Here is a 24,085-nt window from a genome sequence, read left to right as displayed (position 1 = left end):
CGCCGTACCACTGAACAGCCTGTCCAGTGGTACGGCGAACTATTGCGCACCTTGCAGAGCGGGGCGAGGCTTCGGCTATGACGCAGACCACACACCACACTCCCGACACCGCCCGGCAGGCCGATCCCTTCCCGGTCAAGGGAATGGACGCGGTCGTCTTCGCCGTGGGCAACGCCAAGCAGGCGGCGCACTACTACTCCACCGCCTTCGGCATGAAGCTGGTCGCCTACTCCGGACCGGAGAACGGCAGCCGCGAGACCGCCGCCTACGTCCTGGAGAACGGCTCCGCCCGCTTCGTGCTCACCTCGGTGATCAAGCCCGCCACCACCTGGGGCCACTTCCTCGCCCAGCACGTGGCCGAGCACGGCGACGGCGTCGTCGACCTCGCCATCGAGGTGCCCGACGCGCGCGCCGCGTACGCCTACGCCCTGGAGCACGGCGCCCGCTCGGTCGCCGAGCCGTACGAGCTGAAGGACGAGCACGGCACGGTGGTGCTGGCCGCGATCGCCACCTACGGCGAGACCCGCCACACCCTCGTCGAGCGCACCGGCTACGACGGCCCCTATCTGCCGGGCTACGTGGCCGCGAGCCCGATCGTCGAGCCGCCCGCCCACCGCACCTTCCAGGCGATCGACCACTGCGTCGGCAACGTCGAACTCGGCCGGATGAACGAGTGGGTCGGTTTCTACAACAACGTCATGGGCTTCACCAACATGAAGGAGTTCGTGGGCGACGACATCGCCACCGAGTACAGCGCCCTCATGTCGAAGGTCGTCGCCGACGGCACGCTCAAGGTCAAGTTCCCGATCAACGAGCCCGCCGTCGCGAAGAAGAAGTCCCAGATCGACGAGTACCTCGAGTTCTACGGCGGCGCGGGCGTCCAGCACATCGCCCTCAACACCAACGACATCGTCCAGACGGTCCGCACCATGCGCGCCGCCGGGGTCCAGTTCCTCGACACCCCCGACTCGTACTACGACACCCTCGGCGAGTGGGTCGGCGACACCCGCGTGCCCGTCGACACCCTGCGCGAGCTGAAGATCCTCGCCGACCGCGACGAGGACGGCTACCTGCTCCAGATCTTCACCAAGCCGGTCCAGGACCGCCCGACCGTCTTCTTCGAACTCATCGAACGGCACGGCTCGATGGGCTTCGGCAAGGGCAACTTCAAGGCCCTCTTCGAGGCCATCGAGCGGGAGCAGGAGAAGCGCGGCAACCTCTAGAAGCCGGTTGCCGAAGCCGCTACCGGAGACCGCTACCGCTACCGGAAACCGAAGCCGCTACCGGAAGCCGCTACCGAAACCGGTTACGAGAACTTCGGCACCTTCGCCATCGACGGCTCGCCCAGCGCCACCAGCGCCGAGCGGGCCGTCCGGGCGTGCAGCGGGGAGAAGTGCGGGTTGATCCGCAGCGCCTCCTCCAGATGCCGCCGCGCCGCCCCGTCCCGCCTCAACTGCCGCTCGATCATGCCCCGGTGGTACGTGTACGGCGCGCTGCGCACCGTACCGTCGTGCGCCCGGTCGGTGGCGATCACGGCGTACCGCAGCCCCTCCTCGGGCCGCCCGGCCCGGTGCAGGGCCCAGCCCAGCGCGTCCGCCACCTCGATCCCCGGCTGGCGCCGCCACTCCGCGCCCAGCCGCCGCACCGCCGCCGCCGGATCCCCGTGGTCGGCCTCGAACCGGCCGAGCAGCAGCTCACCGTCCACCCCGCCGGCCGCCTCCTGCCGGACCCGCTCGCGCAGCAGGTCGTACTGCACCCGCGCCGCCTGGGTCATCCCCAGCGACTCGTACAGCTCGCCCAGCTCCAGCGCGTACTGCGGCAGCGGCTGCTTGGCGAGGGCCACCTGGTACGCGCTCAGCGCCTCCGAGGTCCGGCCCAGCGCCGCCAGCGCCCGCCCCTGCCCGGCCTGCGCGGCCCGCTGGTCGGGGTCGAGCCGCACCGCCTCCTGGAAGTGCCGCAGCGCCGCCTCCCGGTCGCCGCGCTCCCAGGCGAGCTGTCCGGCCCGCTCCAGGCACGCCGCCCGTTCGGCGGGGGAGACGGCCCCGGCCGCCGCGTCCGACAGCGCGGCCGCCGCGTCCTCGCGCCAGCCCCGGTCCCGGTAGACGGCCGCCGCCCGCGCCAGCGCCGCGGGACCCGAGCGCAGCTCCAGCAGCCGGTCCAGCGCGGCCTTCGCCTTCTTGTGCTCGCCGAGCCCGGTGTAGGCGTCGATCAGCTGCGGATACGCCGTCCAGCGCTTGGGGGCCGCCTCGCGCGCGGCCTCGCCCCAGGACCGTGCGGCCGCGAAGTCGCGGCGGGCGTTGGCGAGGGCGGCCAGACCGACCAGCGCCTCGGTGTTCCTCGCGGGACGCACCGACAGGGAGGTCCGCAGCGCCCGTTCGGCCTTCGGATAGTGGGCGGCCGTGTCGGCGGTGCGCCGGCCCTGCTCGACGTAGGCCGCGCCGAGGACCGCCCAGGAGCGGGCGTCCTTCGGATGCGCGCGCACCCGGGCCTCGCGCTCGCCGATCAGCACCGCCAGATCGGGCAGCGCGGCGGCCACCCCGGTACGGACCGCGGCCTGCGCCTGAGCCCCCGGAGCGGCGGCCGGGGCCCGCGGGTCCGCCCCCTCGCCCGGCAGGCACAGCAGGACCCCGCCCAGCACCAGGCAGCCGGCCAGCGAGCCGATCAGCAGCCGCCGACGCAGCCGGGAGCGGGCCTTCGACGGCCCGGGTCCTGTCCCGGGCCGCGTCTCGGCGGCTTCCGTGGGTTCGGCGGCTTCGTCGGCGGCGGTCTCGGTAGCGCTCTCCATGGCGCTCACTGTGCGTCAGTGCGACGACCGCGCGACGGTATCCGCCGGGTGCCGCAGACGGGGTTCACACCGATGGCGGCGGGTGCGACGCTGTGATCATGAGCCGTATCGAAGCCCCTCGCGACGAGGTGACCGGCAACCTCCTCGACCGACTGCTCGACGGCCTGCCCGCCGAGGCGGTCCTCACCGACCCCGACGTGACGGCCGCCTACGCGCACGACATGGCGAGCTTCTGCCCGGCCGGCATCCCGGCCGCCGTCGTGCTGCCGCGCACCGTCGAACAGGTCCAGCACGTCCTGCGCACCGCCACCGAGCTGCGCGTCCCGGTCGTCCCGCAGGGCGCCCGCACCGGCCTGTCGGGCGCCGCCAACGCCTCCGACGGCTGCCTGGTCCTCTCCCTGACGAAGATGGACCGCATCCTGGAGATCAGTCCCGTCGACCGCATCGCCGTCGTCGAACCCGGCGTCGTCAACGCGGTCCTCTCCCGCGCCGTGGCCGAGCACGGCCTGTCCTACCCGCCGGACCCCTCCAGCTGGGAGATGTGCACGATCGGCGGCAACATCGGCACCGCCTCCGGCGGCCTGTGCTGCGTGAAGTACGGCGTCACCGCCGAGTACGTCCTCGGCCTGGACGTCGTCCTCGCCGACGGCCGCCTGCTGTCCACCGGCCGCCGCACCGCCAAGGGCGTCGCCGGATACGACCTCACCCGCCTGTTCGTCGGCTCCGAGGGCTCCCTCGGCGTCGTCGTCCGGGCCACCCTCGCGCTGAAGCCCCAGCCGCCGCGGCAACTGGTCCTGGCCGCCGAGTTCGCCTCGGCTGCCGCCGCCTGCGACGCCGTCTGCCGGATCATGGCCGACGGCCACGTCCCCTCCCTCCTCGAACTGATGGACCGTACGACGGTCAAGGCGGTCAACGAGCTGACCCGCATGGGCCTGCCGGAGACCACCGAGGCCCTCCTCCTCGCCGCCTTCGACACCCCGGACCCGGCCGCCGACCTCGCCGCCGTCGGCGCGCTCTGCGAGGCCGCCGGCGCCACCCAGGTCGTCCCGGCCGAGGACACGGCCGAGTCCGAACTGCTCCTCCAGGCCCGGCGGTCCTCGCTGGTGGCGCTGGAGGCGGTCAAGGGCACGACGATGATCGACGACGTGTGCGTGCCCCGCTCCCGGCTCGGCGACATGCTGGAGGGCGTCGAGCGCATCGCCGAGAAGTACCGGCTCACCATCGGGGTCTGCGCCCACGCCGGCGACGGCAACACCCACCCCACCGTCTGCTTCGACGCGGCCGACCCCGACGAGGCGCGGCGCGCCCGCGAGTCCTTCGACGAGATCATGGCGCTCGGCCTGGAACTGGGCGGCACCATCACCGGCGAGCACGGTGTGGGCGTGCTGAAGAAGGAGTGGCTGGCTCGCGAGCTGGGCCCCGTCGGCGTGGAGATGCAGCGGCAGATCAAGCAGGCCTTCGACCCGCTGGGCATCCTCAACCCCGGCAAGCTGTTCTGAGCCGCGCGCGGTCATTCACCGTCCTTCGACTCGTCGGACGGCCACGGGTCGCGCAGCCACAGATCGTCGGCCGGAAGGGGGGCGAGCAGCTCGGCCAGCGCCTCGTCGATGCCGAGCTGCCCACCCTCGGTCCCCGGCGGCACCACCCGCAGCGTCCGCTCCAACCAGGCCGACACCTGGGCCGTGGGCGCCTCCAGGAGGGCGTCACCGTCGGGTGAGCTCAGCGCCATCAGGAGGACGCTGTGCCCGCCCACCTTCGTCGGCCACACCCGCACGTCCCCGTGCCCGCACGGCCGGAACACGCCCTCCACGAGGAGTTCGCGGGCGAACGTCCAGTGGACGGGGTGGTCCGAGTCGATGTGGAAGCCGATGTGGATGGCGAAGGGGTCGTCGCTGCGGTAGCCGAGCCGCGCCGGGACCGGGATGCTGCGTTCCGGCGACAGGACGAGCTTGAGCTCCAGCTCCCGTTCCACCACGGTGTGATGCATGTCCGTTCTCCTCTCGGTACTGATCCGTACGCAGGGGAGAGCGGGATCCGGGCCGAGCGTTACGCGGGTTCGGGGCACTTTTTCCGCGGGCTGTCCTCGCGGCCGTCCGAACGTGTGAAGGGCATGCACGCCGTTGCCCGGAAAGGAGTGGGAACGGCGGGACTGGCGATGGGGGTTGCGCTCGTCTGATAGATGTGGAGGCCCCCATCCCACCCCCGAGCAGATACGGGACGACGGACATGAGCGCCCCAACCCCGGCACCCGGCGACGACAGGCCCCGCGAGGGGTACTACCCGGACCCCTCCATCCCTGGATACGTCCGGTACTGGAACGGTGCCTCCTGGGTGCCCGGCACCAGCCGCCCGGCGCCGTCCGACGGCGCACCGCTCGCCCCTCCGGGGGCATCCCCGGCCCCCGCCCAGGCCCAGGCTCCCGCCCCGGCCCCCGTCGAGGAGACGGGCCCGCACTTCTTCGACGAGGACCCGCAGCAGTACGGCGGCACCCCGGAGCCGGCCTCCGCGTGGGGCGCCGACCGTTCCCGCCAGTCCGGCTTCGGCGGCGAGCAGGACCGCCGCGTCTCCTGGGGCAACCCGCAGCCCCCGGACCCGCGCACGGCCCCGTCGGAAGCCGCGCCCGACGCCACGTTCATGTCCCGCCGCCCGACCACGGGCCCGGCGCCCGCGGACGAGGGCACGATGACCTTCCGCCCGCCGTCCCCCCGCACCCCGGACCAGCAGGGCTACGGCCCCCAGGGCCCGGTGGGCGTGGGCAGCGGAGGCGGCTCCGCGGGTGGCTCCGCCGATGGGGCCGGTTCCGGTGGGCCGGGCGCGGGCGCCTTCGGCCCGGCCGGGCCGATGCCCGAGGCTCAGTCCCCGGCGGGGTTCGGCGCGGGCAAGGCCGCCGCCGATCGCGCTGCCGCGGCTCAGGCCGTGCCGGCCCAGGGCGCCCCCGGCGGCCCGCAGGCCATGTCCGCGCAAGGCCCCGCCGGCCACCAGGCAGCCCAGGCAGCCCAAGCCCCGCAGTCCGCCCAGGCTCCCCAGGCCGGTGCCGGGCCGCAGGCCGCCCAGGCCCGGTCCGCCCCGAGCGTCTCCCCCCAACCCGCACCCAGCCTCCCCCAGCAGGCCGGCGGCGGCGCCCCCATGGCTCCCGGCCCCGGTGGCGGTCAGCACTCCTGGGCGCAGCAGGTGCACCAGCTCGCGGGTGCCGGGGACGATCAGCCCGTAGTGCCGTGGAAGCCGCCGGTGGACGACGTGTTCCAGGCCGCCGCCCGCCGACAGTCGGAGGCGCGTCCCGCGGGGCTCGGCAGGCGGCTGGGCGCGCGGCTCGTCGACACGCTCGTCCTCGCGGCCGTCACCGGCGCGGCGGCGGTCCCGCTGGGCCTGAAGGCGGTCGAGCACGTCAACGACAAGATCGACGCGGCCAAGCTCACCGGCGAGACGGTGACGGTCTGGCTGCTGGACGGCACCACGTCGGTGTACCTCGGTGTCGTGCTGGCCGTCCTGGTGCTCTTCGGCATCGTCTACGAGGCGCTGCCGACCGCCAAGTGGGGCCGCACGCTGGGCAAGAAGCTGTTCGGTCTGGAGGTGCGGGACATCGAGGGCCACCAGCCCCCGTCGTTCGGCCACGCCCTGCGCCGCTGGCTCGTCTACAGCGTCCCGGGCCTCCTCGCCATCGGCCTCGTCGGCATCCTGTGGGGCCTGTTCGACAGGCCGTGGCGCCAGTGCTGGCACGACAAGGCGGCCCACACCTTCGTCGCGGGATAGGGCCTGTCGTCACATTCCCGTCGTGCGCCCGGAGGGCGGGCCTCGCGGCGTCCGGTGCGTGCTCCGGGGGTCCCCCAGCTGAAGGCTGGGGGGGTGCCGGGCTAAGGCCTTCGTACCGGTTGTACGTGGCTCTGTGCCCGGTGCGGCGAGTGGGGGCACCACCCACGCCCTTGAGGAGCGTGCGCGTGTATGGCGTCGCCAGGCGGACGGGAACCTGACGACAGGCTCTGGTGCCCCCACCCCGGCCGTCCCAGCGGATCTCGTACCCCGGACGGCCGCTCGCCGGATGCGGGGGCGGGCCGTTCGCGGTCGACTCGGGCCATGACGACCGAACCGCCCCCCGGCTCCGGCGGCGAGCCGCCGGAGGACGATCCGTTCAGGAAGCAGCCCCCGCAGCAGCCGCCGCACGGTCAGGGGCAGGGCCCGCAGGGTTCGCCGTACGACAGCCCGTACGGCGGTGCGGGCGGGCAGCAGCCCCCGCCGTACGGCGGTGCGGGCGGGGGCGGGCCCTACGGCGGCGACCCCTACGGCGGTTATCCCGCCGACCCCCTCTCCGGGATGCCCCCGCTCGCCGACAGCGGCAGGCGCACGCTGGCGCGGATCATCGACATGATTCTGGTGGCCGTCGTCGTGTGGCTGCTGACGTGGGGCTTCGGGGTCAACGAGTACGACGTGGACGGCGACGGCGTCGAGGTCGGCAAGTCCCTCACCCAGTCCCTCGTGGCCGCCGTGCTGTACGTCGCCTACGACACCTTCTTGACCGCCAAGTCCGGTCAGACGCTGGGCAAGAAGTGGCTGGGCCTGCGCGTGGCCAACCTAGACGACGGCTCCACGCCCTCCACGCAGACCTCACTGGTGCGCGCCCTCGTGCTGTGGGTGCCGTTCGCCTTCTGCTGTGCCTGTCTGTGGACGGCGATCTGCGGCGGCTGGAGCTTCTTCGACAAGCCCTACAAGCAGGGGCTGCACGACAAGGCCGCCAAGACGGTCGTGGTGAGCACCGGCTGACGGCCTGTCGGTACGACGAGCGGTCACGGCCCTCAGGGTGTCGACGGCTCCCGGACCGGCTCGGGTGCCGCGGCGACCGAGGCGGGTACGGGCTCGGTCACGGTGGAGCGCGCCACGGTGACGGTGACCTGGCGCCGGGGCGCCGGGAGCGTCATGGCGACGAGTACGCCGAGGGCCAGCGCGGTGATGGCGATGACCGCGACGAGTGAGCCCGAACTCGTCGGTGCCAGCAGCAGCATGGCGAGCGTCGAGAGGATGACGGTGCAGGAACCGTACGTGAGCTGTGCGACGGTCGGACGAGGCATGGCAATCGTGTCCTCGGGAGCGGGGGCGGTCTCGACTCTATTCGGCTGCATGCCCGACTGGAACGAGCAGTAAGCGTGAGCTGACACACGGTGCCGGTGCACAGGGGGCGCACGGAGTCATGGCGTCCACTCGGTGGACGGGACCGCGCGCCCGTCACGTCACCGTCACGTGTCCGCAATGCGAACGCACCCTCCCAATAATGCGTTGATCTGTTCAAGTCAAGGTCTGTCTTTTCTGGTGAAGCAGTAGTCAAATGACGGCACTTGACTACACGCGTATAACCGCGCGCGGACATCCCTTGACATGGATCCCCCTTCCGCGCGTCCGGCACGCGTTAGGGGAGGCAATCAAGTGACCAGTAGATCCTGGACGTTCAGGACGTCCGCCACGGTCGTCGCCCTTGCGGCGGCCTCGGCGACGTTCTCGGCGTTCGCCGTGGCACAGGCGGCCGACAGAGCGCCGTCCGAGACCACGGCGGTGGACCGGCACGACCCGCAGCCGGCCAAGGCCCGCGAACACGACTTCGACGGGCCGCTCAGCAAGACGCAGGAGGCGCAGCGCGAGGAAGCCCTCGAGCAGGTCCTGTCCGGCGAGGCGACGGTCAAGAACCGGGACGGCTCCAAGGTCGTCCAGCTCGACAGCCGTAAGGGCGAGAGCAAGTACGTCGAACTCGGCCGCGAGAAGACCGACAAGATCTTCACGATCCTCGTCGAGTTCGGCGACCAGATCGACAGCCGCTACGGCGGCACCCCCGGCCCGCTGCACAACCAGATAGCCGCGCCGGACCGCACCAAGGACAACAGCACGGCCTGGCAGGCGGACTACAACCAGGCGCACTTCCAGGACCTGTACTTCGGCACCGGCACGGGCACCGAGTCGCTGAAGAAGTACTACGAGAAGCAGTCCTCGGGCCGCTACTCGGTCGACGGCGAAGTGACCGACTGGGTCAAGGTCCCCTACAACGAGGCCCGTTACGGCTCCAACGACGCCTCCACCGGCGCCTGGTACGCCGTGCAGGACGGCGTCAACGCCTGGGTCGCCGAGCGCGAGGCCGCCGGTGACACCGCCGCCGAGATCAAGGCGGAGCTGGCCGAGTTCGACCAGTGGGACCGCTACGACTTCGACGGCGACGGCGACTTCAACGAGTCCGACGGCTACATCGACCACTTCCAGATCGTGCACGCCGGCGAGGACGAGTCCGCGGGCGGCGGCGCGCAGGGCGCGGACGCCATCTGGGCCCACCGCTGGTACGCCTTCGGCACCGACGCCGGTTCCACCGGCCCGGACACCAACAAGCTCGGCGGCGCCCAGATCGGCGACACCGGCATCTGGGTCGGCGACTACACCATCCAGCCGGAGAACGGCGGCCTGGGCGTCTTCGCCCACGAGTACGGCCACGACCTCGGCCTGCCCGACGAGTACGACACGGCGGGCGGCGAGAACTCCACCGGCTTCTGGACGCTGATGTCCTCCGGTTCCTGGCTCGGCACCGGCAAGGACTCCATCGGTGACCTGCCCGGCGACATGAACGCCTGGGACAAGCTCCAGCTCGGCTGGCTGGACTACGAGGTCGCCAAGGCGGGCGTGAAGTCCAAGCACAAGCTGGGCCTGTCGGAGTACAACACCGCCAACCCGCAGGCGCTCATCGTCACGCTGCCGGACAAGACGGTCACCACCGACGTCGTCGTGCCGGCCCAGGGCGCCACGCAGTGGTGGAGCGGCAGCGGCGACGACCTGCGCAACACCCTGACCCGCTCGGTCGACCTGACCGGCAAGTCGACGGCGGCACTGTCGCTGGACGGCTGGTGGGACATCGAGGCCGACTACGACTACCTCTACACCGAGGTGTCCACGGACGGCTCCAACTGGACGCCGGTCGACGGCAAGCTGGCCGACGGCTCCGCCATCCCGCGCGACGGCAGCGGCAAGCCGGCCCTCACCGGCACGGTCGACGCCTACCAGAAGCTGACGTACTCGCTGGACGCCTACGCGGGCCAGAAGGTGGACGTCCGGTTCCGCTACGCCACCGACGGCGGCGTGGCCCAGAAGGGCTTCGCGGCCGACCAGATCACGGTGACCGCGGACGGCGCGGCCCTGTTCTCCGACAACGCGGAGAGCGCGGACGCCGCGTGGACGGCCAACGGCTTCACCCGCATCGGTGCGGCCATCACGGACGACTACGCGCAGTACTACATCGCCGAGAACCGTCAGTACGTCTCGTACGACAAGGTCCTCAAGGTCGGCCCGTACAACTACGGCTTCTCGACGACCCGTCCGGACTGGGTGGAGCACTACCCGTACCAGAACGGCCTGTTGATCTGGAAGTGGGACACCTCCCAGGCCGACGACAACACCAGCCAGCACCCGGGTGAGGGCCTGATCCTCCCGGTCGACGCGCACCCGACCCCGCTGAAGTGGTCCGACGGCAGCCTGATGCGCAACCGCATCCAGTCCTTCGACTCCACCTTCAGCTGGTACCCGACCGACGCGATCACGCTGCACAAGGCCGACGTCGCCACGAAGATCAAGGCCCGTCCGGGCGTCCCGGTCTTCGACGACAGCCTGTCGTCCTACTACGACGCCTCGAACCCGCTGGCCGGCGTCAAGATCACTGACACCAATACCTCGATCAAGATCGTCAGCGAGCCCCTGAGCGGCTCGACGATCACCGTGAAGGTGGGTCCGTCGGCTAAGTAGCCAACGTTTCCCCAGGTCAGACGCGTATCGGCGGCAACCCTCTGGCGGGTTGCCGCCGATCGTGTTTAGGTGCCTCCTGTGTCCTTCTTATTGACAGACCCAGAGACGACCGCTTCGACACCGACACGCACGGGGGTGTGACCGCATGGCCGCAGGAGGCTTCTGCACGTTGCCGAACGGCTCGGTGGTGGTCGCGCTGAACCTGCCCAGCCCCGCCGCCGACGGCGCCGCGGCCGTACGCGTCCTGGTCGTCGCCCAGAACCGCGCCCGAGCCCTGACCAGGCTCCGCAACCTGGGCCTGCGCGCCGTCTACCTGCGGGGCAACGCCGCCCCGCCCAGCCCGGACGAGATCACCGCGGTCCTGCACCATCCCGACGGCCTCATATGGCGAACGGCCCCCGACAACGCTGTCACCACCCTCGTCGGCGTTCCCGAACTGTGGCGCCCGATCCGCGCGCTGCTCCGCCGTCCGGCGGCCTCGGGGACGTAGCCCGCGGCCGGAAACGCCGGAAGCGGTTACTGCACGACCGGCTTCCCCGACAGTTCCACGCCCGCCCCGCGCAGCTCCTCGAGCGCCCGCTCGGTGGTCTCCGGGGCGACCCCGGCGGTCAGGTCGAGCAGGACCTGGGTGCGGAAGCCCTCGCGGGCCGAGTCCAGCGCCGTGGCCCGGACGCAGTGGTCGGTGGCGATGCCCACCACGTCCACCTCGTCGATCCCGCGGGCACGCAGCCAGTCGCCCAGCTTGACGCCGTTCTCGTCGGCGCCCTCGAAGCCGCTGTACGCGGCGGCGTAGGCGCCCTTGTCGAACACCGCGTCGACGGCGCCGGAGGCGACCGCCGGGGCGAAGTTGGGGTGGAAGCCGACGCCCTCGGTGCCGGCCACGCAGTGCGCGGGCCAGGAGTGCACATAGTCGGGGTTGTCGGCGAAGTGGCCGCCGGGGGCGATGTGGTGGTCGCGGGTGGCCACCACATGGCGGTATCCGGCGGGGGCCTGCCCGATCAGCTCGGTGATCGCGGCGGCCACATCGGCGCCCCCGGACACCGCGAGGCTGCCCCCCTCGCAGAAGTCGTTCTGCACGTCTACGACGATCAAGGCGCGGCGCATGGTGGGTGTCCTTCGACTGTGGGTGAAGTAATCGAGCCTAGAGACTTCGGCGGCGGTAGGGGAGGGGGCGTCACCGCCCCGTCCCACGGACATTGCGCTCTAGCTACCCGAGCGGCCCTGGACGTACTCCGTCGGAAGGACGGGTTCCCCTCGTGAGAGCTGCGTGGCGGACAGCGGCAGCCCGGCGCGGGCCGCCGTGTGCCGGTCGCGGACCACGTCCAGCGGCTCGCGGGCGATGACCTCGCCGCTCTTGATCAGCTCGACCAGCAGCTGGTGGTCGGCCAGCTCGGCGGGGACCTGACCGGTGCCGACGACCTCCGCCTCGGCGACCCCGTCCGCGTCCGGGCGGCGCGCGGCCCACTTGCGGCCGCCGACCGACGTCTTGCCGCCGGACGACTTCTTCGCCACCGGCACCAGCGGCGCCTTCGGGTCGTCGGACTCGGCGCGGGCGACCAGCTTGTAGACCATGGAGGCCGTCGGATGCCCGGAGCCGGTCACCAGCTGGGTGCCGACGCCGTACGCGTCCACGGGCGCGGCGGCCAGAGAGGCGATGGCGTACTCGTCGAGGTCCGAGGTCACGATGATCCGGGTGTCCGTCGCGCCCAGCTCGTCCAGTTGCTGGCGCACCCGGTGCGCGACGAGCAGCAGGTCACCGGAGTCGATGCGGACCGCGCCCAGCTCGGGCCCGGCGACCTCCACGGCCGTACGGACGGCCTCGGTGACGTCGTACGTGTCCACGAGGAGGGTGGTGCCGCGGCCCAGCGACTCCACCTGGGCGCGAAAGGCGTCGCGCTCGCTGTCGTGCAGGAGGGTGAAGGCGTGCGCGCTGGTGCCCACCGTGGGGATGCCGTAGCGGAAGCCGGCCGCCAGGTCGGAGGTGGTGGCGAAGCCGCCGACGTAGGCGGCGCGGGACGCGGCCACCGCGGCCAGTTCGTGGGTGCGGCGGGCGCCCATCTCGATGAGCGGGCGCTGCCCGGCCGCCGAGGACATGCGGGAGGCGGCGGCCGCGATCGCCGAGTCGTGGTTGAGGATGGACAGGATCACGGTCTCCAGCAGCACGCACTCGGCGAAGGAGCCCTCCACCCGCATGATCGGCGAGCCGGGGAAGTACACCTCGCCCTCCGGGTAGCCCCAGACGTCACCCGAGAAGCGGTAGGCGGCGAGCCATTCCAGGGTCGGCTCGTCGACGATCTGCCGCTCCCGCAGGAAGCCGAGGACGCCCGCGTCGAACCGGAAGTTCTCGACCGCGTCCAGGACGCGTCCGGTGCCGGCCACCACGCCGTAGCGCCGGCCCTCCGGCAGCCGCCGGGTGAAGACCTCGAAGACGCTGCGCCGCCCGGCGGTGCCCGCTTTCAGCGCGGCTTGCAGCATCGTCAGCTCGTACTGGTCCGTGAAGAGTGCCGTCGAGGGAACATCCACCGGCAGTCCAAGATCCGCAGTGCTCATGGCGAGAATCGTACTCCCTTTTCGTCGGTGTGACGATTTCCCTGGTGCATGGCAGCATGGGCAGTGTGACGTCACCCGCTCCCCTAGAGATCGAACGCACCGAGTCGGCGGAGGAGGTCTTCGCCGTACCCGAGCCGGACGTCCCCTGGGTCACGATCGTCCACAACGATCCGGTCAACCTCATGAGCTACGTGACGTACGTCTTCCAGACGTACTTCGGCTACTCCAAGGACAAGGCCACCAAGCTCATGCTCGACGTCCACCACAAGGGCCGGGCGGTCGTCTCCAGCGGAACCCGCGAGGAGATGGAGCGCGACGTGCAGGCGATGCACGGTTACGGACTGTGGGCCACCCTCCAGCAGGACCGGAAGTAGTCACCTCACCGATGCCAGGACACTTCGAACCGATCCCCGGCGGCGGCGCGGCCGTCGCCCTCGACGACGTCGAGATCTCCATCATCCGGTCGCTGGCCGTGCAGCTCCTGGAGCTGATCGGCCCCGGCCCCGCCGAGGACGCCTCCGCCGACCCGCTCGCCGAGCTGTTCGCCGAGGGTCCGAGCGAACCGCCCTCCGACCCGGTCCTCAAGCGCCTCTTCCCCGACGCCTACACCGACCCCGAGGCCACCCCCGGCCCCCGGGAGGCGGAGGAACGGCGCGCCCACTCCGCCGAGTTCCGCCGCTTCACCGAGAACGACCTCCGGGCCGGCAAGCGGGAGAACGCCCTCGCGGTCGTGCGTTCCCTGGACGCGCTGGTCGCCGAGGGCGACAGCGTGGCGGTGCTCAAGCTGTCGCCCGAGGAGTCCCAGCAGTGGCTCCGCACGCTCAACGACCTGCGCCTGGCGATCGGCTCCCGGCTGGACATCGCCGACGAGGACGACACCGACCTCCTCTACCGGCTGCCGGACGAGGACCCGCGCAAGCCGATGGTGATGGCGTACCTGTGGCTGGGCGGCCTCCAGGAGACGCTCGTGACCACCCTGATGGGCTGAGAAACCGCCGTCACGGGCTGAGAAAGCTGCCGTTGCGACCTGATGTGTGACGGTTCTGTGTTCGCTCAGAGGACGCTCAAATCCGGATAACGATCGCGTCACCGGTGCGGCCGACTGTGTCCCTTTTGTGTCCAGTTTGGCCGCTTCTCCTTGTGTAATGCGCCACACAACCGCCGGGCGATCAATATTGCGGCCGTGATAAATCTTCACGACCGCCCGGCGAACACCACCCGTATGTGCGCCGGGTGCGCCACCGAGCCGGCGGATCGCCGGCCAGGCACAACGCTCCATCAATCCGGGGGGATCGAGACCCGATCCGCGGCCGACGAAGGCCCGGTTCGGCATGGAGAAAGGCGCACCACACATGACCTCCGCTCAGGTCGACACGGAAAAGGGCCCAGAGGAGTCGGGAGAGGGTTACGAGCGCGGACTCGGCAGCCGACAGGTCCAGATGATCGCGATCGGCGGCGCCATCGGCGTCGGCCTGTTCCTGGGCGCCGGGGCGAACATCGCCAAGGCGGGTCCCAGCCTCATCCTCATGTACGCCCTCGCGGGCGTGATCATCTTCTTCATCATGCGGGCGCTCGGCGAGCTGCTCCTCTACCGCCCGGTCTCCGGGTCCTTCGCGGAGTACTCCCGCGAGTTCCTCGGCCCGTTCTTCGGCTACTTCACCGGCTGGACGTACTGGCTGATGTGGGTCGTGACCGGCATGGCCGAACTGACGGCCGCCGCGATCTACGTCAACTACTGGTTCCCGTCCGTCCCCCAGTGGGTGACGGCGCTGGTCTTCCTGGTGATCCTCTTCGGGGTCAACCTGATCTCCGTGAAGCTCTTCGGTGAGCTGGAGTTCTGGTTCTCCATGGTCAAGGTCACCGCGCTCATCGGCATGATCGTCATCGGCCTCGGCGTCCTCACCTTCGGCTTCAGCTCGGCCGGCGACACCGCCGCCGTCTCCAACCTGTGGGCCTTCGACGGCTTCTTCCCCAAGGGCGTCGGCTCCTCCCTCATGACCCTCCAGGGCGTCATGTTCGCCTACCTCGCCGTCGAGCTGGTCGGCGTCACCGCCGGCGAGTCGGAAGACCCCGAGAAGACCCTCCCGAAGGCCATCAACACGCTCCCGTGGCGCATCGCGCTCTTCTACGTCGGCGCGCTCACCGTCATCCTCTGCGTCGTCAAGTGGACCGAGTTCGCGCCCGGCGTGAGCCCCTTCGTCGCCGCCTTCGCCAAGATCGGCATTCCGGCCGGCGCCGCCATCGTCAACTTCGTCGTGCTGACCGCCGCCCTGTCCTCCTGCAACTCCGGCATGTACTCCACCGGCCGCATGCTGCGCAACCTGGCCGACAGCGGCGAGGCCCCGGCCGTCTTCCGGAAGCTGTCCTCGACCAAGACGCCCGCCCTCGGCATCGCCGTCTCCGTCGCCTTCATGGGCATCGGCGTGATCCTCAACTACGTCGTCCCCGAGAAGGCCTTCGGCTACGTCACCTCCGTCGCCACCGCGGCCGGCATCTGGACCTGGCTCATGATCCTCGTCAGCCACGTCCTCTACCGCCGCGCCGTCGACGCGGGCCGCCTGCCCGCCTCGTCCTTCCCGGCACCGGGCGGCGCCAAGTGCAGCTACGTCGCCATCGCCTTCCTCCTCTTCGTCACCGGCCTCATCGCCTACGACCCCGACTCCCGCGTCTGCCTCTACGTGATGGCCGGCTGGGCCGCCGCCCTCGGCATCGGCTGGGCCGTACTGAAGACCCGCAACCCCCGGATCACCGAGCGCCGCCCGGAACTGGACAAGGTGAGCTGACCCCCGAGGACGTCCAGCCGCAGGGAGCACTCGTGGCGCCCCCTGCGGCTGCCGCTCAGGACGTCCGGCATATGGGCCGCCCCGTACCGCCCCTCGGTACGGCGCGGCCCATCTGCTTATCCTGGCGACCATGCTCACCATCACCCAGGCCCTGTTCGACCAGATCGTCGCCCACGCGCGCGAGGACCACCCCGACGAGGCATGCGGCGTGGTCGCGGGCCCCGCGGGCTCGGACCGCCCCGAGCGGTTCATCCCCATGCTCAACGCCGCCCGCTCGCCCACCTTCTACGAGTTCGACTCGCAGGACCTGCTCAAGCTCTACCGCGAGATGGACGACCGCGACGAGGAGCCGGTGGTCATCTACCACTCCCACACCGCCACCGAGGCCTACCCCTCCCGCACCGACCTCTCCTACGCCAACGAGCCCGGCGCCCACTACGTCCTCGTCTCCACCGCCGACACCGACGACGCCGGCCCCTTCCAGTTCCGCTCCTACCGGATCGTGGAGGGCCAGGTCACCGAGGAGGAGATCAAGGTCGTCGAGGCGTACTGAGCCCGGCCGGGCGGCCGGCCGGGCCACCGTTTCTCCCACGCGCCGAACCTGCGCGGCAGCTACCGTTTCCGCCAGGTACACGCACAACCAGCCGCAACGGAGATGGTGTTGACGCAACGGACGAACGCTCGCCGCCCCACCCTGGAGGACGTGGCCCGGCGGTCGGGGGTCTCGAAGTCCACGGTGTCACGGGTGATCAACGGCGAGGCGCGGGTGCGGGCGGAGGTCGTCGACCGGGTCCGGGCGGTCGTCGCCGAACTGGGATACGTCCCCAACCAAGCCGCCCGCCAGCTGGTCACCCACCGCACGGGCGCCGTCGCGGTCGTCGCCGCCCAGCCCGAGAACCGGCTCTTCCTCGACCCGTACTTCGACTGCCTGCTGCGCGGCATCCGCCGCGAACTCGCCCGGCACGGCGCACAGGCCGTCATGCTGTTCCTCGACGAACCGGACGACTACGCGCGCGTGGCCGACTACCTCGGCGGCGGCCATGTCGACGGCGCGCTGCTGTTCCCCCTGCGCCCCGACGGCCGCCTGCCCGAGATGATCGACCGTCTCGGCCTGCCCGCCGTCTTCGGCGGCCGCCCCCTCCTGCGCGACGGCGACACCGTGCACAGCCACGCCTACGTCGACGGCGACAACCGCGGCGGCGCCCGCCAGGCCGTCCGGCACCTGGTCTCCCTCGGGCGCCGGCGGATCGCCGCCGTCGCCGGGCCCTACGACCAGGAGAACTCCGCCGCCGACCGCCTCGCCGGCTACCGGGACGTCCTGCCGGCCGCCCCGGCCGGCCTGGTCGAGAAGGCCGACTACACCCGGCAGGGCGGCGCCGACGCCATGGCCGCGCTGCTGGACCGTTGCCCCGACCTGGACGCCGTGTTCGTCGCCTCGGACTTCATGGCGTCCGGCGTCCTGCAGACACTGCGCGAGCGCGGCCGCCGGGTCCCCGACGACGTCGCCGTCGTCGGCTTCGACGACCTCGCCTCCATCGCCGAGTCGACCGACCCGCCCCTGACCACCGTCCACCAGGACGTCGAGGAGATGGGCCGGCACATGGCCCGGCTGCTCATGGACGACGGCGCGTCGACGGCGTCCTCGGTGGTCGTCCCCACCCGCCTGGTGCTCCGGCAGTCCGCCTGAAGGAGACGGTCCCACCCGCGGTCTCACTCCCCGGCCTCATTTCGTCCATCATGTGGGATCACACTCCAGGGCCCGGACCGGGAATCGATACGATGAGCCCATGGTTTCCCACGACGTGAGCGAGAAGACGCCGGGCGCACTGCTCGTGGCGCGGCTGCACGTCGACCTGTGCAGGCTCGCCAGCGCCATCTGTTGACGCCGGCCCTGCCGCCGTACGGCCGTGCGCCGCGGCGCCCTCACACGCATGTACCTGCGCTGCCCACACCTTCCGACAGGAGCCCTGAGCCATGGCCATCGAGGTCCGCATCCCCACCATCCTGCGCCAGTACACCGACGGCAAGAAGGCGGTGGAAGGCAGCGGTGACACCCTCGCCGACCTGTTCACCGACCTCGAGACCCGGCACACGGGCATCCGGGCCCGCATCGTGGACGACGGCCAGCTGCGCCGCTTCGTCAACGTGTACCTGAACGACGAGGACGTCCGCTTCGTCGAGGGCATCGACACCAAGCTGACCGACGGCGACACCGTGACGATCCTGCCGGCCGTGGCCGGCGGCATGGCCTGAGCGACCCGATGCGCTACGACTCCCCCCTCGCCGCGGTGGGCAACACCCCTCTGGTGCGCCTGCCGCGGCTCTCGCCGTCCGCCGACGTCCGCATCTGGGCCAAGCTGGAGGACCGCAACCCCACCGGCTCGGTCAAGGACCGCCCCGCCCTGCACATGATCGAGCAGGCCGAGAAGGACGGCCGGCTCACCCCCGGCTGCACCATCCTCGAACCCACCAGCGGCAACACCGGCATCTCCCTCGCCATGGCGGCCAAGCTCAAGGGCTACCGCATGGTCTGCGTCATGCCGGAGAACACCTCCCAGGAACGCCGCGAGCTGCTCGCCATGTGGGGCGCCGAGATCATCCCCAGCCCCGCCGCCGGCGGCTCCAACACCGCCGTACGCGTCGCCAAGGAGCTGTCCGCCGAGCACCCCGACTGGGTGATGCTCTACCAGTACGGCAACCCGGACAACGCCGGCGCCCACTACGCCACCACCGGCCCGGAGATCCTCGCCGACCTCCCGTCCGTCACCCACTTCGTCGCCGGACTCGGCACCACCGGCACCCTCATGGGCGTCGGCCGCTTCCTGCGCGAACACAAGCCCGACGTCAAGATCGTCGCCGCCGAACCGCGCTACGACGACCTGGTCTACGGCCTGCGCAACCTCGACGAGGGCTTCGTTCCCGAGCTGTACGACGCCTCCGTCCTCACCACCCGCTTCTCCGTCGGTTCCGCCGACGCCGTCACCCGCACCCGTGAGCTGCTCCAGCAGGAAGGCATCTTCGCGGGCGTCTCCACGGGCGCCGCCCTGCACGCCGCGATCGGCGTCGGCAGGAAGGCGCTCACCGCGGGCGAGAGCGCCGACATCGTGTTCGTCGTCGCCGACGGCGGCTGGAAGTACCTCTCCACCGGCGTCTACACGGCCGCCACCACCGAAGAGGCCATCGAAACCCTCCAGGGCCAGCTCTGGGCGTGAGCCGGTTCGCGTGACCCGAGGGCCGGTCCGGAGTTCTGCGTCTGCCTCGCGACGCCCGGCACGGCACCTCGACGCACGGCCGAACCACCCACGTACGTCCAGTACGAGTGCGATCCGGCCGCACGCCGACGCACCGCACCAGACGCCGCGAGGCCGCCCTTCGGGCGACGACGGGAACTCCGGACAGGCCCTAGTTCGCCAGGTGACGGACCTGGTCCCACAGGACCGGGTCCACCACACCCACCCGCCGCCGGAAGTCGCCCAGCGCGACCTGGCGCAGCTCGTCCGTCTCCAGGAAACTCGCCCGCCCCCGCGTGTCCCCGACCGCGCCCGGCGGCAGCGGAATCACCCCGGCACGCTCGTCGTGGTACTTGCTGGTGATCTTCGCGACGGTCACCCGGTTCCCCCGCACCACCAGCACCAGACACGGCCGGTCCTTCCCACCCGGCCCGTCCTCGTACGGCACGTTCGCCCACCAGATCTCCGCCGGCCGCGGCCGCCCCGCACCCCGCCCGCGCCCCGGTCTCCGCGCCGGCCGCCCCGGCGGCCGGGACCTGCGCCCCGCCGGACGCCGGCCGCGTCCCCAGCCGTCGACGAGCGCGGCGACGAGCGCGAGCAGCACCACCGCCGCGAGAGCCGGCCACCAGGACGTGTCCATACGCACGACCGTACCGGGGCGCGTTCGCCCGCGCGCGCCCTCCCACAAGCCCCCGCACCCCCGGTCCAGCCGAACCGGTGACACCACAGGTGAGTTCCCCCACAACGGCCCCTGGTGGAGGAGCGACCAGAGGTTTTGCGCCTTACGCTCGACGAACCGCACGACCCCTGTCGCCCCCTTTTCACGACCGTCCGTTTTCCGATCTTCCCCGGTACTTCTCGGTTTCCCGCCAGCGGAGGTTTCTGCTCTATGAAGCTCACCGTCGTCGGCTGCTCGGGGTCGTTCCCGTCCGCGGAATCGGCCTGCTCGAGCTACCTCGTCGAGGCCGACGGCTTCCGGCTGCTTCTCGACATGGGCAACGGCGCCCTGGGCGAGCTGCAGCGCCATTGCGGTCTCTACGACCTCGACGCGATCTTCCTGAGTCATCTGCACGCCGACCACTGCATCGACATGTGCGCCTACTTCGTGGCCCGCTACTACCGCCACGACGGCGGCCGCTGCGCCCCCATCCCGGTCTACGGCCCCGAGGGCACCGAACACCGCCTCACCACGGCCTACGCCGACACCCCCTCGGCCTCCTCCATGAGCGAGGTCTTCGACTTCCACACGGTCAAGCCCTCCACCTTCGACATCGGCCCGTTCACGGTCCACACGGAACGCGTGGCCCACCCGGTGGAGGCGTACGGCATCCGCGTCGAGCACGGCGGGCGCTCGCTCACCTACTCCGGTGACACCGGAGTCAGCCCGGCCCTCGACGAACTCGCCCGCGACAGCGACCTGTTCCTGTGCGAGGCCGCGTTCACGTACGGCAAGGAAAGCATCCCCGACCTGCACCTCAACGGCCGCGAGGCGGGTGAGACGGCCGCCCGTGCGGGCGCCCGCCGCCTCGTCCTCACCCACATCCCCCCGTGGACCGACCCGCAGGTCAACCTCGCGGACGCCCGCGCGGCGTTCGACGGGCCGGTGGAAGTGGCGGCGCCGAGAGTGACGTACGAGATCTGAAGCCCCCGCGCACGACGAAGGCCCCCGGAGCGGTTCAGGGCTCCGGGGGCCTTCGTCGTGCGTCAGACGGGGCTCACGCCTTCGTGAGGTCCTCGACCTCCTCCTCGGGCTCGCGGCCCGGGGTCGTGAGGTTGAACCGCACGATGGCGAAGCGGAAGACCACGTAGTAGATCACCGCGAACACCAGGCCGATCGGGATGATCAGCCATGGCTTGGTCGCCAGGTTCCAGTTGAGGAAGTAGTCGATCGCGCCGGCCGAGAAGCTGAACCCGTGGTGGACGCCAAGGGCCCACGTGACGGCCATCGACAGGGCCGTGAGCACCGCGTGGATCACATACAGCAGTGGCGCGATGAACATGAACGAGAACTCGATCGGCTCGGTGATACCGGTGACGAACGAGGTCAGCGCGAGCGAGACCATCAAGCCGCCGACGGCCTTGCGACGCTCCGGGCGCGCGGTGTGCGTGATGGCGAGGGCGGCGGCGGGCAGCGCGAACATCATGATCGGGAAGAAGCCGGTCATGAACTGGCCGGCGGCGGGGTCACCGTGGAAGAAGCGCGGCAGGTCACCGTGCCACACGGCACCGGACGCGTCCTTGAAGGTGCCGATCTCCTGCCAGGCCACCGTGTTGACGAACTGGTGCATGCCCACCGGGAGCAGCGCGCGGTTGATCGCGCCGAAGATGCCCGCGCCGACCGCGCCGAGGCCGGTCATCCACTCGCCGAAGTTGGTGATGACATCGCCGATCGGCTCCCACACCAGCCCGAAGACGACGCCCACGGCGGTGCCGATGAAGGCCATCAGGATCGGCACCAGCCGGCGGCCGTTGAAGAAGCCCAGCCAGTCGGGGAGCTTGGTGCGGTGGAAGCGCTGCCAGGTGACCGCGGCTATCAGGCCCATGATGATGCCGCCGAAGACCTTGGGGTCGTTGTAGGTGGCGGCCACGTCCGCGCCCTTGGTGACCTGCGCGTCGGTGATCGGGAACGCGGTCAGCACGTTCTTGTAGACGAGGAAGCCCACCAGCGCGGCGAGCGCGGTCGAGCCGTCGGCCTTCTTGGCGAAACCGATGGCGATACCGACGCAGAACAGCAGCGGCAGGTTCGCGAAGACGGCGTCACCGGCGGTGGCGAACACGTCCGCGACCTTGCCCCAGCCCAGGCCGTCCTCACCGAAGACGTCGGGCTGACCGAGCCGCAGCAGGATGCCCGCCGCCGGCAGCACGGCGATGGGCAGCTGAAGGCTGCGGCCGACCTTCTGAAGGCCCTGGAACAGGCCTGATCCCCACTTCTTCGTGGGGGCCGCCGTTGGCGAGGTGGCGGTGCTCATACACTTCCTCCATCGGGTGGTGGTCTACACCACTCAGTGGTGTAGACCTGTTTCTAGCACGATGAAGGCGATATAAGGAACCCGTCAAAACTGCAACCGGAGCACTACGCACCGCACCCGCCCGAGCCGCCGCCGCGGAGTATGACGAAGGGCCCCCGGACCAGTGGTCCGAAGGCCCAAACTCCTTGCCCGGTAAGGCCTTTCAGGCCTTCGTGATGTCCTCCCGCTCCTCCTCCGGCTCCCGCCCCGGCGTCTTCAGATCGAACCGCGTGATCGCGAAGCGGAAGATCACGTAGTACACGAGAGCGAAGCACAGGCCGATCGGAATGATCGCCCACGGTCTCGTCGCCAGATTCCAGTTGATGACGTAGTCGATGAGACCCGCCGAGAAACTGAAACCGTCGTGCACCCCCAGCCCCCACGTCACCGCCATCGACACACCCGTCAGCACCGCGTGGATCGCGTACAGCACCGGCGCCACGAACAGGAACGAGTACTCGATCGGCTCGGTGATGCCCGTCACGAACGAGGTCAGCGCCACCGACAGCATCAGACCGCCGACCTCCTTACGACGGCCCGGCCGTGCGCAGTGCGTGATCGCCAGAGCCGCCGCCGGCAGCGCGAACATCATGATCGGGAAGAACCCCGACGTGAACTGACCCGCGTCCGGATCGCCCGCCAGGAACATGTTGATGTCACCGTGCACCACCGACCCGTCCGGTTTCGTGTACGAACCGAACTGGAACCAGATGGGCACGTTCAGGAACTGATGCAGACCGATCACCAGCAGCGCCCGGTTCGCCAGCCCGAACACACCCGCACCCCAGGCACCCGCATCGCTCAGCCAGTCGCTGAAGTTCTCCAGCGCGTCGCCGATCGGCGGCCAGACCCACAGACACAACGCCGCGAAAGCGATGGCCACGAAGGCCATGATGATCGGCACCAGTCGACGGCCGTTGAAGAAGCCCAGCCAGTCCACCAGCCTCGTACGGTGAAAACGCTGCCAGAAATAGGCCGCCAGCAGACCGATCACGATCCCGCCGAAGACACCCGGATTCTGGTACGTGAACGCCACCACCGTGCCGTCCTCGGTCCCCTGGCAGCCGATGCCCGGCACGGCCTTCAGTCCCTCGCCGCAGTCCTCCGGGAACTGCCGCAGCACGTTGTAGTAGACGAGGAAGCCCGCCACCGCCGCCAGCGCCGTCGAGCCGTCGGACTTCTTCGCCATACCGATGGCCACGCCGACGCAGAACAGCAGAGGCAGACCCAGCTGACCGTCCAGCAGGGCGCCGCCCGCGCCCATCATCACCTTCGAGACGTCCGTCCAGCCCAGCCCGTCGGCCCCGAACACATCAGGCTGCCCCAGCCTGTTGAGGATGCCCGCCGCCGGCAGTACCGCGATCGGCAACTGGAGACTGCGCCCCATCTTCTGCAGACCCTGGAACAGAGCGTTCCAACGGGCCCGCGCAGGCCCGACCGTGGTGTCAGCGCTCTCGGCACTCATGGTTTGGCGACCGCCTGTCAGGTGGTGTAGACCAGCTACGGACGATTTCGATGCTGTGACGTCATCCTTCGATACATCCGGCACGATCGCTCGCAAAGATGGGCCAACTGTGGGTTACTGCGACAAAGCGGTCCGGAGCAGCTCACGGCAAGTCGCATCAGGTCGTATCAGGTCACATCAGGGAACTCAGGGACCTCAGGGAGAAGGACATGGCCAGCAAGGCTGAGAAGATCGTCGCCGGGCTCGGCGGCATCGACAACATCGAAGAAGTCGAAGGCTGCATCACCCGCCTCCGCACCGAGGTCATCGACGCCAACAAGGTCGACGAGGCCGCCCTGAAGGCCGCCGGAGCCCACGGCGTCGTCAAGATGGGCACCGCCATCCAGGTCGTCATCGGCACCGACGCCGACCCCATCGCCGGGGAGATCGAAGACATGATGTGAGCCCCACCGCTCACCCGAAAGGGCCCCACCGCACCCGCGGCAGGGGCCCCTTCCACACCTGCC

At 70.6% G+C, this 24,085-nt stretch carries 24 protein-coding genes; 16 read left to right on the top strand and 8 right to left on the bottom strand.

What is annotated here, in order from left to right; translation table 11 throughout:
• Positions 1 to 77: 77 nt before the first annotated feature.
• Positions 78 to 1,223 carry a 4-hydroxyphenylpyruvate dioxygenase gene (hppD, locus tag ACFWJX_RS16395; RefSeq protein ID WP_383242764.1) on the top strand — a complete coding sequence of 382 codons (1,146 nt, stop codon included), beginning with the start codon at positions 78 to 80 and terminating at the stop codon, positions 1,221 to 1,223.
• 83 nt (positions 1,224 to 1,306) lie between these two features.
• On the opposite strand, the gene ACFWJX_RS16390 is transcribed toward hppD, so the two are convergent.
• On the bottom strand, positions 1,307 to 2,785 hold the full coding sequence (locus ACFWJX_RS16390; RefSeq protein ID WP_383242761.1) for a tetratricopeptide repeat protein: 1,479 nt from the start codon (positions 2,783 to 2,785) through the stop codon (positions 1,307 to 1,309).
• Positions 2,786 to 2,877: 92 nt separating this feature from the next.
• Here ACFWJX_RS16390 and ACFWJX_RS16385 point away from each other — a divergent pair, with 92 nt between their 5' ends.
• Complete coding sequence (locus ACFWJX_RS16385; protein WP_383242758.1) at positions 2,878 to 4,284, top strand: FAD-binding oxidoreductase; 1,407 nt, start codon at positions 2,878 to 2,880, stop codon at positions 4,282 to 4,284.
• Between the two features lie 11 nt (positions 4,285 to 4,295).
• Here the strand turns inward: ACFWJX_RS16385 and ACFWJX_RS16380 are convergent, their stop codons facing one another.
• Positions 4,296 to 4,772 carry an SsgA family sporulation/cell division regulator gene (locus tag ACFWJX_RS16380; RefSeq protein ID WP_383242756.1) on the bottom strand — a complete coding sequence of 159 codons (477 nt, stop codon included), beginning with the start codon at positions 4,770 to 4,772 and terminating at the stop codon, positions 4,296 to 4,298.
• A gap of 239 nt (positions 4,773 to 5,011) precedes the next feature.
• On the opposite strand from ACFWJX_RS16380, the gene ACFWJX_RS16375 reads away from it, so the two are divergent.
• Positions 5,012 to 6,535: an RDD family protein gene (locus ACFWJX_RS16375; protein WP_383242753.1), complete on the top strand. Its 1,524-nt coding sequence runs from the start codon at positions 5,012 to 5,014 to the stop codon at positions 6,533 to 6,535.
• Between the two features lie 321 nt (positions 6,536 to 6,856).
• Entirely contained in the window at positions 6,857 to 7,540 is a 684-nt protein-coding gene (locus tag ACFWJX_RS16370) for an RDD family protein (protein ID WP_383242750.1), read from the top strand.
• 32 nt (positions 7,541 to 7,572) lie between these two features.
• On the opposite strand, the gene ACFWJX_RS16365 is transcribed toward ACFWJX_RS16370, so the two are convergent.
• Positions 7,573 to 7,845, bottom strand: coding sequence for a hypothetical protein (locus ACFWJX_RS16365; RefSeq protein ID WP_383242747.1), 273 nt, complete (start codon positions 7,843 to 7,845; stop codon positions 7,573 to 7,575).
• A 352-nt stretch (positions 7,846 to 8,197) separates the two neighbouring features.
• Between ACFWJX_RS16365 and ACFWJX_RS16360 the strand changes: the two genes are divergently transcribed.
• Positions 8,198 to 10,543 (top strand): immune inhibitor A domain-containing protein, encoded by a 2,346-nt coding sequence (locus tag ACFWJX_RS16360; RefSeq protein WP_383242744.1) that lies wholly within the window; start codon positions 8,198 to 8,200, stop codon positions 10,541 to 10,543.
• Positions 10,544 to 10,688: 145 nt separating this feature from the next.
• Complete coding sequence (locus ACFWJX_RS16355) at positions 10,689 to 11,033, top strand: hypothetical protein (protein WP_073496261.1); 345 nt, start codon at positions 10,689 to 10,691, stop codon at positions 11,031 to 11,033.
• A gap of 26 nt (positions 11,034 to 11,059) precedes the next feature.
• Here ACFWJX_RS16355 and ACFWJX_RS16350 read toward each other — a convergent pair whose 3' ends face one another.
• Positions 11,060 to 11,647: a nicotinamidase gene (locus ACFWJX_RS16350; RefSeq protein ID WP_383242741.1), complete on the bottom strand. Its 588-nt coding sequence runs from the start codon at positions 11,645 to 11,647 to the stop codon at positions 11,060 to 11,062.
• A 99-nt stretch (positions 11,648 to 11,746) separates the two neighbouring features.
• Complete coding sequence (locus ACFWJX_RS16345; protein ID WP_383242738.1) at positions 11,747 to 13,093, bottom strand: nicotinate phosphoribosyltransferase; 1,347 nt, start codon at positions 13,091 to 13,093, stop codon at positions 11,747 to 11,749.
• A 56-nt stretch (positions 13,094 to 13,149) separates the two neighbouring features.
• On the opposite strand from ACFWJX_RS16345, the gene clpS reads away from it, so the two are divergent.
• From clpS to ACFWJX_RS16305, 8 genes are all read left to right on the top strand, one after another.
• Complete coding sequence (clpS, locus tag ACFWJX_RS16340) at positions 13,150 to 13,467, top strand: ATP-dependent Clp protease adapter ClpS (RefSeq protein WP_137301422.1); 318 nt, start codon at positions 13,150 to 13,152, stop codon at positions 13,465 to 13,467.
• 11 nt (positions 13,468 to 13,478) lie between these two features.
• Entirely contained in the window at positions 13,479 to 14,081 is a 603-nt protein-coding gene (locus tag ACFWJX_RS16335; RefSeq protein WP_383242735.1) for a DUF2017 domain-containing protein, read from the top strand.
• A gap of 364 nt (positions 14,082 to 14,445) precedes the next feature.
• Positions 14,446 to 15,876 carry an amino acid permease gene (locus ACFWJX_RS16330; RefSeq protein WP_383242732.1) on the top strand — a complete coding sequence of 477 codons (1,431 nt, stop codon included), beginning with the start codon at positions 14,446 to 14,448 and terminating at the stop codon, positions 15,874 to 15,876.
• A gap of 130 nt (positions 15,877 to 16,006) precedes the next feature.
• Complete coding sequence (locus tag ACFWJX_RS16325; RefSeq protein ID WP_383242730.1) at positions 16,007 to 16,429, top strand: Mov34/MPN/PAD-1 family protein; 423 nt, start codon at positions 16,007 to 16,009, stop codon at positions 16,427 to 16,429.
• A gap of 102 nt (positions 16,430 to 16,531) precedes the next feature.
• Complete coding sequence (locus tag ACFWJX_RS16320; protein WP_383242727.1) at positions 16,532 to 17,563, top strand: LacI family DNA-binding transcriptional regulator; 1,032 nt, start codon at positions 16,532 to 16,534, stop codon at positions 17,561 to 17,563.
• 100 nt (positions 17,564 to 17,663) lie between these two features.
• Positions 17,664 to 17,759, top strand: coding sequence for a putative leader peptide (locus ACFWJX_RS16315; RefSeq protein WP_319180349.1), 96 nt, complete (start codon positions 17,664 to 17,666; stop codon positions 17,757 to 17,759).
• Between the two features lie 91 nt (positions 17,760 to 17,850).
• Positions 17,851 to 18,129 carry a MoaD/ThiS family protein gene (locus tag ACFWJX_RS16310; protein WP_383242723.1) on the top strand — a complete coding sequence of 93 codons (279 nt, stop codon included), beginning with the start codon at positions 17,851 to 17,853 and terminating at the stop codon, positions 18,127 to 18,129.
• Between the two features lie 8 nt (positions 18,130 to 18,137).
• On the top strand, positions 18,138 to 19,088 hold the full coding sequence (locus tag ACFWJX_RS16305) for a PLP-dependent cysteine synthase family protein (RefSeq protein WP_073496250.1): 951 nt from the start codon (positions 18,138 to 18,140) through the stop codon (positions 19,086 to 19,088).
• Positions 19,089 to 19,278: 190 nt separating this feature from the next.
• Here the strand turns inward: ACFWJX_RS16305 and ACFWJX_RS16300 are convergent, their stop codons facing one another.
• Positions 19,279 to 19,746, bottom strand: coding sequence for a type II toxin-antitoxin system PemK/MazF family toxin (locus ACFWJX_RS16300; RefSeq protein WP_383242720.1), 468 nt, complete (start codon positions 19,744 to 19,746; stop codon positions 19,279 to 19,281).
• Between the two features lie 249 nt (positions 19,747 to 19,995).
• Here ACFWJX_RS16300 and ACFWJX_RS16295 point away from each other — a divergent pair, with 249 nt between their 5' ends.
• A complete protein-coding gene (locus ACFWJX_RS16295; protein WP_383242717.1) occupies positions 19,996 to 20,748 on the top strand; it encodes an MBL fold metallo-hydrolase in 753 nt (250 codons plus the stop codon).
• A gap of 73 nt (positions 20,749 to 20,821) precedes the next feature.
• Here the strand turns inward: ACFWJX_RS16295 and ACFWJX_RS16290 are convergent, their stop codons facing one another.
• Together ACFWJX_RS16290 and ACFWJX_RS16285 are read right to left on the bottom strand one after the other, a co-directional pair.
• Positions 20,822 to 22,075: a PTS transporter subunit EIIC gene (locus tag ACFWJX_RS16290; protein ID WP_383242714.1), complete on the bottom strand. Its 1,254-nt coding sequence runs from the start codon at positions 22,073 to 22,075 to the stop codon at positions 20,822 to 20,824.
• Positions 22,076 to 22,277: 202 nt separating this feature from the next.
• Complete coding sequence (locus tag ACFWJX_RS16285) at positions 22,278 to 23,579, bottom strand: PTS transporter subunit EIIC (protein WP_383242984.1); 1,302 nt, start codon at positions 23,577 to 23,579, stop codon at positions 22,278 to 22,280.
• Positions 23,580 to 23,677: 98 nt separating this feature from the next.
• On the opposite strand from ACFWJX_RS16285, the gene ACFWJX_RS16280 reads away from it, so the two are divergent.
• On the top strand, positions 23,678 to 24,022 hold the full coding sequence (locus ACFWJX_RS16280) for a glucose PTS transporter subunit EIIB (protein ID WP_383242712.1): 345 nt from the start codon (positions 23,678 to 23,680) through the stop codon (positions 24,020 to 24,022).
• The last annotated feature ends 63 nt before the right edge of the window (positions 24,023 to 24,085 follow it).

Origin of the sequence: Streptomyces sp. NPDC058335 (assembly GCF_042723915.1) — a bacterium.
Taxonomy (GTDB): Bacteria; Actinomycetota; Actinomycetes; order Streptomycetales; family Streptomycetaceae; genus Streptomyces.
Note: the sequence above shows the minus strand (reverse complement) of the source record. Positions and strands in the feature narration are given on the sequence as shown.

Bases quoted from the DNA above. Each gene is read 5' to 3' on its own strand.
- ACFWJX_RS16365 (WP_383242747.1), bottom strand. From the start codon at position 7,845: ATGCCTCGTCCGACCGTCGCACAGCTCACGTACGGTTCCTGCACCGTC.
- ACFWJX_RS16390 (WP_383242761.1), bottom strand. From the start codon at position 2,785: ATGGAGAGCGCTACCGAGACCGCCGCCGACGAAGCCGCCGAACCCACG.
- ACFWJX_RS16335 (WP_383242735.1), top strand. From the start codon at position 13,479: ATGCCAGGACACTTCGAACCGATCCCCGGCGGCGGCGCGGCCGTCGCC.
- ACFWJX_RS16345 (WP_383242738.1), bottom strand. From the start codon at position 13,093: ATGAGCACTGCGGATCTTGGACTGCCGGTGGATGTTCCCTCGACGGCA.
- ACFWJX_RS16305 (WP_073496250.1), top strand. From the start codon at position 18,138: ATGCGCTACGACTCCCCCCTCGCCGCGGTGGGCAACACCCCTCTGGTG.
- ACFWJX_RS16320 (WP_383242727.1), top strand. From the start codon at position 16,532: ATGGTGTTGACGCAACGGACGAACGCTCGCCGCCCCACCCTGGAGGAC.
- ACFWJX_RS16380 (WP_383242756.1), bottom strand. From the start codon at position 4,772: ATGCATCACACCGTGGTGGAACGGGAGCTGGAGCTCAAGCTCGTCCTG.
- ACFWJX_RS16325 (WP_383242730.1), top strand. From the start codon at position 16,007: ATGCTCACCATCACCCAGGCCCTGTTCGACCAGATCGTCGCCCACGCG.
- ACFWJX_RS16300 (WP_383242720.1), bottom strand. From the start codon at position 19,746: ATGGACACGTCCTGGTGGCCGGCTCTCGCGGCGGTGGTGCTGCTCGCG.
- hppD (WP_383242764.1), top strand. From the start codon at position 78: ATGACGCAGACCACACACCACACTCCCGACACCGCCCGGCAGGCCGAT.
- ACFWJX_RS16290 (WP_383242714.1), bottom strand. From the start codon at position 22,075: ATGAGCACCGCCACCTCGCCAACGGCGGCCCCCACGAAGAAGTGGGGA.
- ACFWJX_RS16330 (WP_383242732.1), top strand. From the start codon at position 14,446: ATGACCTCCGCTCAGGTCGACACGGAAAAGGGCCCAGAGGAGTCGGGA.
- ACFWJX_RS16370 (WP_383242750.1), top strand. From the start codon at position 6,857: ATGACGACCGAACCGCCCCCCGGCTCCGGCGGCGAGCCGCCGGAGGAC.
- ACFWJX_RS16355 (WP_073496261.1), top strand. From the start codon at position 10,689: ATGGCCGCAGGAGGCTTCTGCACGTTGCCGAACGGCTCGGTGGTGGTC.
- ACFWJX_RS16280 (WP_383242712.1), top strand. From the start codon at position 23,678: ATGGGCCAACTGTGGGTTACTGCGACAAAGCGGTCCGGAGCAGCTCAC.
- ACFWJX_RS16315 (WP_319180349.1), top strand. From the start codon at position 17,664: ATGGTTTCCCACGACGTGAGCGAGAAGACGCCGGGCGCACTGCTCGTG.
- ACFWJX_RS16375 (WP_383242753.1), top strand. From the start codon at position 5,012: ATGAGCGCCCCAACCCCGGCACCCGGCGACGACAGGCCCCGCGAGGGG.
- clpS (WP_137301422.1), top strand. From the start codon at position 13,150: ATGGGCAGTGTGACGTCACCCGCTCCCCTAGAGATCGAACGCACCGAG.
- ACFWJX_RS16285 (WP_383242984.1), bottom strand. From the start codon at position 23,579: ATGAGTGCCGAGAGCGCTGACACCACGGTCGGGCCTGCGCGGGCCCGT.
- ACFWJX_RS16310 (WP_383242723.1), top strand. From the start codon at position 17,851: ATGGCCATCGAGGTCCGCATCCCCACCATCCTGCGCCAGTACACCGAC.
- ACFWJX_RS16350 (WP_383242741.1), bottom strand. From the start codon at position 11,647: ATGCGCCGCGCCTTGATCGTCGTAGACGTGCAGAACGACTTCTGCGAG.
- ACFWJX_RS16295 (WP_383242717.1), top strand. From the start codon at position 19,996: ATGAAGCTCACCGTCGTCGGCTGCTCGGGGTCGTTCCCGTCCGCGGAA.